Annotated in this window: 7 protein-coding genes; 3 read left to right on the top strand and 4 right to left on the bottom strand. The window is 70.1% G+C overall.

Annotated features, from left to right (window positions below; all coding sequences use genetic code 11):
* The coding region (locus tag ABZ749_RS22330; RefSeq protein WP_357230594.1) for a maltotransferase domain-containing protein at positions 1 to 1105 on the bottom strand (1105 nt) is incomplete at its 3' end.
* Positions 1102 to 1689 carry a helix-turn-helix domain-containing protein gene (locus tag ABZ749_RS22325; RefSeq protein WP_357230591.1) on the bottom strand — a complete coding sequence of 196 codons (588 nt, stop codon included), beginning with the start codon at positions 1687 to 1689 and terminating at the stop codon, positions 1102 to 1104. The genes ABZ749_RS22325 and ABZ749_RS22330, both read right to left, overlap by 4 nt.
* 807 nt (positions 1690 to 2496) lie before the next feature.
* Between ABZ749_RS22325 and ABZ749_RS22320 the strand changes: the two genes are divergently transcribed.
* On the top strand, positions 2497 to 3441 hold the full coding sequence (locus ABZ749_RS22320; RefSeq protein WP_357230588.1) for an inositol-3-phosphate synthase: 945 nt from the start codon (positions 2497 to 2499) through the stop codon (positions 3439 to 3441).
* A 12-nt stretch (positions 3442 to 3453) separates the two neighbouring features.
* Here ABZ749_RS22320 and glgA read toward each other — a convergent pair whose 3' ends face one another.
* On the bottom strand, positions 3454 to 4659 hold the full coding sequence (gene glgA / locus ABZ749_RS22315; protein WP_357230585.1) for a glycogen synthase: 1206 nt from the start codon (positions 4657 to 4659) through the stop codon (positions 3454 to 3456).
* Positions 4660 to 4731: 72 nt separating this feature from the next.
* Here glgA and glgC point away from each other — a divergent pair, with 72 nt between their 5' ends.
* Positions 4732 to 5964 carry a glucose-1-phosphate adenylyltransferase gene (gene glgC / locus ABZ749_RS22310; RefSeq protein WP_088990519.1) on the top strand — a complete coding sequence of 411 codons (1233 nt, stop codon included), beginning with the start codon at positions 4732 to 4734 and terminating at the stop codon, positions 5962 to 5964.
* Positions 5965 to 5995: 31 nt separating this feature from the next.
* Positions 5996 to 7639 carry a phosphoglucomutase (alpha-D-glucose-1,6-bisphosphate-dependent) gene (pgm, locus tag ABZ749_RS22305; protein ID WP_357230582.1) on the top strand — a complete coding sequence of 548 codons (1644 nt, stop codon included), beginning with the start codon at positions 5996 to 5998 and terminating at the stop codon, positions 7637 to 7639.
* An 89-nt stretch (positions 7640 to 7728) separates the two neighbouring features.
* Here the strand turns inward: pgm and ABZ749_RS22300 are convergent, their stop codons facing one another.
* Entirely contained in the window at positions 7729 to 8664 is a 936-nt protein-coding gene (locus tag ABZ749_RS22300; RefSeq protein WP_357230597.1) for an NAD(+)/NADH kinase, read from the bottom strand.
* Positions 8665 to 8692: the final 28 nt, after the last annotated feature.

Here is an 8692-nt window from a genome sequence, read left to right as displayed (position 1 = left end):
CGACCCAGTGCAGCACCACCCGCAGCACCTCGGCCCGGATGCCCTCCGGGTCGTTGTCGAAGTTGACCGGGTAGATGTCCTGGTACTTCTTCGGCGGGTTCTCCGCGTAGGCGATGCTGCCGTCGGCGCGGGTGGTGAACCACTCCGGGTGTTCGGTGACCCACGGGTGGTCCGGCGCGCACTGCAACGCCAGGTCCATCGCCACTTCCAGGCCCTGTGCCGCCGCCGCCTGGATGAAGGCCCGGAAGTCCGCCGGCGTACCCAGGTCGGGGTGGATCGTGTCGTGGCCGCCCTCGGCGGCGCCGATCGCCCACGGTGAGCCCACGTCGGTCGGCCCGGCGGTGAGCGCGTTGTTCGGGCCCTTGCGGTTGACCCGGCCGATCGGGTGGATCGGCGGCAGGTAGAGCACGTCGAAGCCCATCGCGGCCACCCCTGGCAGCCGCTCGGTGGCGGTCGCGAAGGTGCCGGACCGCCCGCCCACCGCTCCTTCGGAGCGGGGGAAGAACTCGTACCAGGCCGAGTAGAGCGCCCGCTTGCGGTCAACCCAGATCGAGTACGTGTCACCGGCGGTGACCAGTTCCCGCACCGGGTGCTCCCAGAGCAGGTCGGCCAGGGCCAGCGCCGGGCCGACCCGCTGGGCCAGCGGCAGGTCGGTGTCGACCAGCGCGGTGAGCGCATCGGCGACCCGGGGCCGGTCGGCGGCCGGCACGAGGCCCCGGGCGGCGGCGAGGACCCGAGCGCCCTCGGCCAGGTCGTTGGCCAGGTCCTCCGGCCCCTGCCCGGCGGCGATCTTCTTGGTCACCGCGTTCTGCCAGGTCAGGTACGGGTCCTGGAACGCCTCGACGGAGAAGGTCCACGAGCCGACGGCGTCCGGTGCGATGGTGGCGTGCCAGCGGTCCTGGCCGGGCTCGCCGGGGCGCATCCGGGTGAACGGCCGGCTCGCGCCGTCCGGCCCAGCCCACACCACGTTGCAGCCCAGCGCGTCGTGCCCCTCCCGGTAGGCGCGCGCCGACACCGGAACCGGCTCGTCGACCACCGCCTTGGCCGGGTATCGCCCGCACGAGACGACGGGGGAGACGTCTTCGATCGGGAACCGTCCAGTCACCCCGCCAACCTACTGCGCGAGATCCGTTCGCGCGCGGCCAAGCCGTCGTCGCCGAGTACGGAGCCGACAAGTGCGTCCAGTCCCGCGTGCCACCGAGCTTCGGGCCAGTCGCGCAGGTGTTCGACCAGGTCGCTGCGGACGGCGGCGAGCAGGGCGTGGGCCAGGTAGTCCGCCGACTGCGGGCCGCGCGCCTCCGCGACGAGGACGGCGAGCAGGGCGTGCCAGTGGTCGTACGCCTCATTGCGGTACGGACTACCGCCCCCGGCGCGCTCCAACGCCAGCGTGAGCACCCGGTTGTCGAGCTTGAAGCGCAGCATGGCCCGCAGCAGGTCGACGGCCTGCTCCGCCGCCGGCCGGGTGGGTGACACGGCGAGCGACTCCTGCAACCGCAGCCCCCGTTGCTCGTAGAGGGCGCGAATGAGCCCGATGCGATCGCCGAAGCGCCGGAACAGGGTGCCCTTGCCGACGCCGGCTGCGGTGGCGATGTCGTCCATCGACACCTGATCGGGGTCGGCTGCCGCGTCGAAGAGACGCCCGGCGGCGGCCAGCACCGACTCCCTGTTGCGTAGCGCATCGGCCCGCACCGGACCCCCTCTCGCCAAACGGACTAGCGGTCCGTATAGTCGAAACGGACCGGCGGTCCGAATACTATCGCGACCGTCCCGGGCGACGAAAGGACTCGCCGAGCGTGGTCACCCCATCCGGATCGCCAGCCGACGCCCCACCCCGGGAGCGTTCCGCTTCGACTGGTACGACCCGACCACCCACCCGGACGCTCTGAGTGGTGTGCGCGCGATCTACGCCATCCCGCCGGTCGGCGAGGTCGACCCGGCACCGATCATGCTGCCCTTCCTTGACCGGGCACGCAGCTCCGGTGTCCGCCGGGTGGTTCTGCTCAGCTCCTCGGCCATCGGGCCCGCCGAACACGGACTGGGCCTGGTGCACGCCGGTCAAGCACCGTGCGATCGACGCGGCGGAACTGGCCGCACGCCACAGCGCGAACGGCATACCGCCGGACTTCGCCCGCTTCCTCGCCAGCCTGGACACGGCGATCGCGGCAGGCGCCGAGGACCGGACGACGTCGACCGTCGCGGACGTGACGGGCCGCACGCCACGATCCTTCCGGGACTTCTGCCGGGACCGCCTACGCGGCGGCGGCCCGACACGAGTGGCTGGTGGCCGCTGAGGAATGGCGGTCGGACTCTCCCCGAACCGGGCCCGTTGCCTGCCTCGGCGGGTCGAGGCCTGGGGACGGACGTTGCGGTGAGCGTGATGACACAGAGACATTTTGATGACTCAGGGACATCACGCTCGCCGGGGTGTTTCCTCGCGCGGAGGTCACTCTCCGTTGCGCACCGCCGCGATGCGCGGACGTGACGTAGCCTCCCGCCATGATCGAACGGGTGAGGGTCGCGGTTGTCGGGGTCGGTAACAACACGTCGGCACTGGTGCAGGGGCTTGCTCTCTACCGCCAGAGCGGCAGCCTGGTCGGAATCCGTAGGCCGATGATCGACGGGCTCGGGGTGGGGGACATCGACATCGTCGCGGCCTTCGCCACCTCGAAGGAGAAGGTCGGTCGGGACCTGACCGAGGCGATCTTCCTGGCACCCAACAACTTCCCCCGGCTGGACTGCGACCTGCCCACAGCGGGCGTGCCGGTCACGAAGGGCCTCGTCGACGCGAGCGAGGTGCCGCGAGTGGCGACGGCGCTGGCCGGTGCGGAGGTGCTGCTCTACTCGGCGCCGAGTGGCCGGCCGGAGATCGCCCAGGCGTACGCCGAGGCGGCTCACGCGGCGGACGTCGCCTTCATCAACACCACCGCCGACCCGGTCGCCCGCGATCCACGCCGGATGGAGAGGTTCGAGGCGGCCGGTCTGCCGCTGCTCGGCGACGACCTGGCCAGCCAGTTCGGCACCTCGGTGCTGCACAAGGCGCTGCTGCGGCTGCTTGAGGAACGCGGCCTCACCCTGGTCAGCTCCTACCAGGTCAACCTGGGCGGCACCGAGGACTTCCGCAACCTGGTCGAGAACCCCAACACCAAGAAGCAGTCCAAGCTCAACGCCTTGTCGGGGGCTGGCAGCGTTGAGGTGGCTCCGCTCGGCTACCTGCCGCATCTCGCGTCGCAGAAAGTGGCTCACCTCAACCTTGAGGCGCAGGGTTGGGGTGGGACAGAGGTGAGCCTCGACGTGAAGCTGAAGGTGCACGATCCGAGCGGTGCCGCCGGCGTCAACATCGACCTGATCCGCATCGCGGCCAGCGCGCTACGGGACGGGCGTGGTGGTCACTCCGCCGAGGCGACCTCGTTGTTCAAGTCGCCGCCGGGAACGGCGATCTGACGTCCGTCTCCCTCAGGCCGCGCCAACGGAGCGGTAGACCTCCACTGTCTGTCGGGCGATGGCGTCCCAGGAGAAGTGCTGCACCGCGCGCCGCCGGCCGGCCAGGCCGAACCGCTCGGTGCGCGCCGGGTCGGCGAGCAGCGTGTTGATCGCGGCCGCCAGGTCGGCCACGAAGCGTTCCGGGTCCAGTGGGGTGCCGGAGCCGTCGGTGGCCTGCGCGATCGGCACCAGCAGGCCGGTCTCGTCGTCGGCCACGACCTCGGGGATGCCGCCGGTCGCGGTCGCCACCACGGCCGTCTCGCAGGCCATCGCCTCCAGGTTGACGATGCCCATCGGTTCGTAGACCGACGGGCAGACGAACACGGTGGCGTGCGTCAGCACCTGGATCACCTCGGGCTTGGGCAGCATCTCGGCCACCCAGACCACGCCGGAACGGTTGGCCCGCAGCTCGGCGACCAACTCCTCCACCTCAGCGGCGATCTCGGCGGTGTCCGGCGCGCCCGCGAGCAGGACGAGCTGGGTGTCCGCCGGCAACTCGCGGGCGGCCCGCAGCAGGTACGGCAGCCCCTTCTGCCGGGTGATCCTGCCCACGTAGACCACGCTGGGGCGGGACGGGTCGACACCGAGCCGGTCGAGCACGTCGGTGCCCTGATCCGGGGCGTACTGGACGGTGTCGATGCCGTTGTAGACCACCCGGACCCGGTCGGGGTCGATCTGCGGGTACGCGGTGAGCACGTCGTTGCGCATCCCGCCACTGACCGCGATCACCGCGTCGGCGGCCTCCATCGCGGTGCGCTCGATCCAGGAGGAGAGCGCGTAACCGCCGCCGAGCTGCTCGGCCTTCCACGGCCGCAGCGGCTCCAGGCTGTGCGCGGTCACCACGTGCGGCACCCCGTGCAGCAGCTTCGCGGTGTGGCCGGCCAGGTTCGCGTACCACGTGTGGCTGTGCACCACGTCGGTGCCGGCCGCGCCGGCGGCCATCTCCAGGTCCACGCCCATCGTGCGCAGCGCGGCGTTCGCGCCGGTCAGACCCGGCGGTTCGGCGTACGCGGTGACGCCCGGCTCGGTACGCGGCAGGCCGAAGCAGTGCACCCGTACGTCAGCGAGGCCGCGCAACTCCCGAGCCAGGTACTCGACGTGCACGCCCGCGCCGCCGTAGACCTCCGGCGGGTACTCGCGGGTGAGCAGATCGACGCGCAGCGGGGTGGGTTCGTTCATGACCCCGCACCCTAGTGCAGAAGACTCCCCGTACGAGTGGTGAAGTGGGACGCGGGTGGATAGCGTCGTGGCATGGCTGCCAAGGTGCTCGCGATCGTCCTGGCGGGTGGGGAGGGCAAGCGCCTGATGCCACTCACCACGGATCGGGCCAAGCCGGCCGTCCCGTTCGGCGGGATGTACCGCATGGTCGACTTCGTCCTCTCCAACCTGGCCAACGCCGGCTATCTCAAGATCGTCGTGCTGACCCAGTACAAGTCCCACTCTCTCGACCGACACATCACCAAGACCTGGCGGATGTCCACGCTGCTCGGCAACTACGTCACCCCGGTGCCCGCGCAGCAGCGTCGTGGCCCGTGGTGGTTCGCCGGATCGGCCGACGCCATCTACCAGAGCTTCAACCTCATCAACGACGAGCAGCCCGACTACGTGATCGTCTTCGGTGCCGACCACATCTACCGGATGGACCCGCGGCAGATGGTGGAGGACCACATCGCGTCCGGCGCGGCGGTGACCGTCGCCGGCATCCGCCAGCCGCTGTCGATGGCCGACCAGTTCGGCGTCATCGAGGTCGGCGAGGACGGCAAGCGGATCCGGGCGTTCCGCGAGAAGCCCACCGACGCTGTCGGTCTGCCCGACGCGCCGGACGAGATCTACGCCTCGATGGGCAACTACGTCTTCACCACCCGGGCGCTCTGTGAGGCGGTCGAGCGCGACGCGGAAGACAAGACCAGCAAGCACGACATGGGCGGCAGCATCATCCCGATGCTGGTGGAGCGCGGCGAGGCGAACGTCTACGACTTCCGCGACAACGAGGTGCCGGGCAGCACCGACCGCGATCGCGGCTACTGGCGCGACGTGGGGACGCTCGACTCGTTCTACGACGCGCACATGGATCTGATCAACGTGCACCCCGTCTTCAACATGTACAACTTCGACTGGCCGATCTACACCGAGCAGCTGCCGTGGCCGCCGGCGAAGTTCGTCCACCAGTGGGGTGAGCGGGTCGGCCGAGCGGTCGGCTCGATGGTTTCCCCGGGTGTGGTGATCTCCGGCTCGTTGGTGGAGAACTCGATCGTCTCGCCGAAGGTGCGGGTGCACTCCTGGGCGCACGTCGAGGGCTCGGTGCTGATGGAGGGTGTGGAGATCGGCCGGCACGCGGTGGTCCGGCGGGCCATCCTGGACAAGAACGTGTTCGTCCCGGAGGGCGTCGAGATCGGCGTCGACCTGGAGAAGGACCGGCAGCGTTACACCGTTTCCGACAACGGCATCGTGGTGATCGGCAAGGGCCAGAAGGTCGAGCCGTGACCGACAGGCACTCCCCGAGGAGGATCCCGCAGTGACCCACCCCCGTGCCGGCCAGCCCGCCGAGCCCGCCGACCTGGTCGACGTGCCGCGCCTGGTGACCGCCTACTACGCCGAGCATCCGGATCCCGCGGACCCGGCCCAGCAGGTCTCCTTCGGCACCTCCGGCCACCGCGGCTCCAGCCTGCGCAACGCGTTCAACTCCGACCACATCCTGGCGGTCACCCAGGCGCTCTGCGACTACCGGCGCGAGCAGGGGCTCGACGGGCCGCTCTTCCTCGCCCGGGACACCCACGCGCTCTCCGCGCCGGCCGCTGTGGACGCCCTGGAGGTGCTCGCCGCCAACGGGGTCACCGTGCTGGTGGACAGCCGCGACGGTTACACACCGACCCCGGCGCTGTCGCACGCGATCCTCACGCACAACCGTGGGCGGACCAGCGGGCTCGCCGACGGCATTGTCATCACCCCGTCGCACAACCCGCCCGACGACGGCGGTTTCAAGTACAACCCCACGAACGGTGGGCCGGCCGACACCGACGTGACCAGGTGGATCCAGGACCGGGCCAACGCCATCCTCGCCGCCGGGCTCAAGGAGGTCCGCCGGATCACCTACGCGCGGGCGCGGGCCGCCGACACCACCGGAGAGTACGACTTCCTCGCCAACTACGTCGACGACCTGCCGGCGGCGATCGACATCGACGCGATCCGCGATGCGGGGATCCGCATCGGCGCGGACCCGTTGGGCGGGGCGAGCGTGGCGTACTGGGGTGAGATCGCCGAGCGGCACCGCCTGGACCTGACAGTGGTCAACCCGACTGTCGACCCGACCTGGCGTTTCATGACCCTGGACGGCGACGGCAAGATCCGGATGGACTGCTCCTCGCCGAATGCGATGGCGTCGCTGATCGCCGCGCGGGCCGACTACCAGATCTCCACGGGCAACGACGCCGACGCCGACCGGCACGGCATCGTCACCCCGGACGCCGGGCTGATGAACCCCAACCACTACCTGGCGGTGGCGATCGGTCACCTGTTCCGCACGCGCACCGAGTGGGGGCCGGACGCCGCGGTGGGCAAGACCCTGGTCTCCTCGTCGATGATCGACCGGGTCGCCGCCGACCTGGGTCGGCCGCTGCTGGAGGTGCCGGTCGGCTTCAAGTGGTTCGTGCCCGGCCTGCTCGACGGCGCGGTCGGTTTCGGTGGCGAGGAGAGCGCCGGGGCGTCGTTCCTGCGGCGTGACGGCTCGACCTGGACCACCGACAAGGACGGCCTGCTGCTCTGCCTGCTCGCCGCCGAGATCCAGGCCACCACCGGCCGCAGCCCGAGCGAGCACTGGGCGGAGTTGGCCGAGCGTTTCGGCGCGCCCTCGTACGCCCGGATCGACGCTCCGGCCACCCGGGAGCAGAAGGCCGTGCTCGGCAAGCTTGCCCCGGAGCAGGTCACCGCCACCGAGCTCGCTGGTGAGCCGATCACCGCGACGCTGACCACCGCCCCCGGTAACGGCGCGCCGATCGGCGGCCTCAAGGTCAGCACCGAGTCCGGCTGGTTCGCCGCCCGTCCGTCCGGCACCGAGGACGTCTACAAGATCTACGCCGAGTCCTTCCAAAGCCCCGACCACCTCAGGCAGATCCAGGAAGAAGCCAAGAACCTGGTAGACCAAGCCCTAACCCAGTCCTAACCCCCGCCGCAGTTGATCATGAAGTTATTGCCATTCGGCACGGCGTGTCATGGCAATAACTTCATGATCAACGAGGTCAAAGGTGGGGGTTAGCAGGGTGGGGGATCGGCGGGTGGGGGTAGTTCCTGGCCGCGTCGGCGTAGCTCTTCGGGGAGCAGTTCGCGGAGCTGCTCGGGGAGGAACGGCAGGTCGAGCAGCGTCATCTTCAACTGGTTGCGCTCCTGGTAGCGCAGCGGGTCGAAGCGGACCACCAGACCGGCGTCACGCCGGTACGAGATGTCCACCGTGCCGTCCGTCGCGGCGTCGCGGAACACCAACCCGTCCATCTCCACGACGACCGGCGACGAGTTGGGCTGCAACTCCAACCGGATCTTCTCGTCCGGGGAGAGCACCACCGCCCGGGAGATGCCGGCCATCGGCGCCGCCGGCGTGATCACCACCGAGTCCGCCGCCGGGGAGATCAGTGGACCACCGGCCGCGTAGCTGTACGCCGTCGAGCCGGTCGGAGTGGCGACCACGACGGCGTCGCTGCGGTAGTAGCCGTACTGCTGGCCGTCGATGGCGAGCGTGACGCTGACGAAACCGGCGCCCGGCTGACGGACCAACGCGATGTCGTTGAACGCCACGACGTCGTCGCCGCACACGTCACAGGCGAGGCAGGCGTGCGACTCGATCGTGAAGTCCTTCGACAGCAGCCGGCTCAGCGCCTCGGGCAGCTCCGGCGGTTCGATCTCGACGAGAAACCCCAACCGACCCAGGTGTACGCCGAGCACCGGTTTCGGGTCGAGGACGGCGGATCGCAGCGCACCCAGCATGGTGCCGTCGCCGCCGATGCTGATCAGCGCGTCGGCGCGGGACGCCACCTGGTCCGCCGGCACCCGTTCGACAGAGGACGGGACGCGGTGCTGGTCCTCCTCGCGCACGTACAACGTCTTGCGGTGACGCGTCGCCCACCGTTCGATGATCCCGACCACCTCGGTGACATCCCGGGTGGGGTGCAAAAGGCCCAGGTCATGATCGGCGATCAAGCCGGTGACCTGGGCCTTTCAGTGG

The sequence above is a fragment of the Micromonospora sp. NPDC047753 genome, from assembly GCF_040642735.1.
Lineage (GTDB): Bacteria > Actinomycetota > Actinomycetes > Mycobacteriales > Micromonosporaceae > Micromonospora.
The sequence above is the reverse complement of the archived record's forward strand: the minus strand, read 5'-3'. Positions and strand labels throughout refer to the sequence as shown.